The 542-nt window shown below is 80.1% G+C and carries 1 protein-coding gene; it reads left to right on the top strand.

Annotation, left to right across the window (positions count from 1 at the left end; genetic code table 11):
• The coding region (locus tag WDZ17_RS04605; RefSeq protein WP_339573957.1) for a PGPGW domain-containing protein at positions 1 to 458 on the top strand (458 nt) is incomplete at its 5' end.
• Positions 459 to 542: the final 84 nt, after the last annotated feature.

Below are 542 nucleotides of genomic sequence, written 5' to 3' on the forward strand. Positions count from 1 at the left end.
GGGAGCGTCGCCGGCACGTCGCCGCGCCGGCGCCCGTCACCGGTCGGTGGCGCTGGCGCCAGCGCGTGCGCTCCGAGCGGCCGCACGTCTACCGGGTCTACCGGATCGGCGTCGGCGTCGTGGGCGGGCTGCTGCTGGTGGCGTGGGCCCTGCTGAGCTGGCTCCCCGGTCCGGGCGGCATCCCGCTGCTCCTGCTGGCCCTCGCCGTGCTCTCCACCGAGTTCCGCTGGGCCCGCCGTCTCCTCGACCGTGCACGCTCGGGCGCCCACCGCTTCGCGGCGTGGTCGGCGAGGAGGCCGCTGTGGCTGCGCGTCGTCGGCACGGCCGCCCTGGTGGCCTTCGTGCTCGCCGCCCTGGTCCTCGGTCTCGCGGTCGCCGCGGGGGTGCCCGGCTGGGTGCCCTCCGGTCTCGCCACGCAGCTCGACCGCCTCCCCGGCGTCGACCTCGCCGGCCGGTGAGCCCCGCCACGAGCCCGGGTGCGAGAGCCGGCCGGCCGGCGAGGCGACCGTCCGCCGGGCGCCGCGGCGCCCGGCGCGGAGGGG

It is taken from the genome of Pseudokineococcus basanitobsidens (genome assembly GCF_037482545.1).
GTDB classification, from domain to species: Bacteria; Actinomycetota; Actinomycetes; order Actinomycetales; family Quadrisphaeraceae; genus Pseudokineococcus; species Pseudokineococcus basanitobsidens.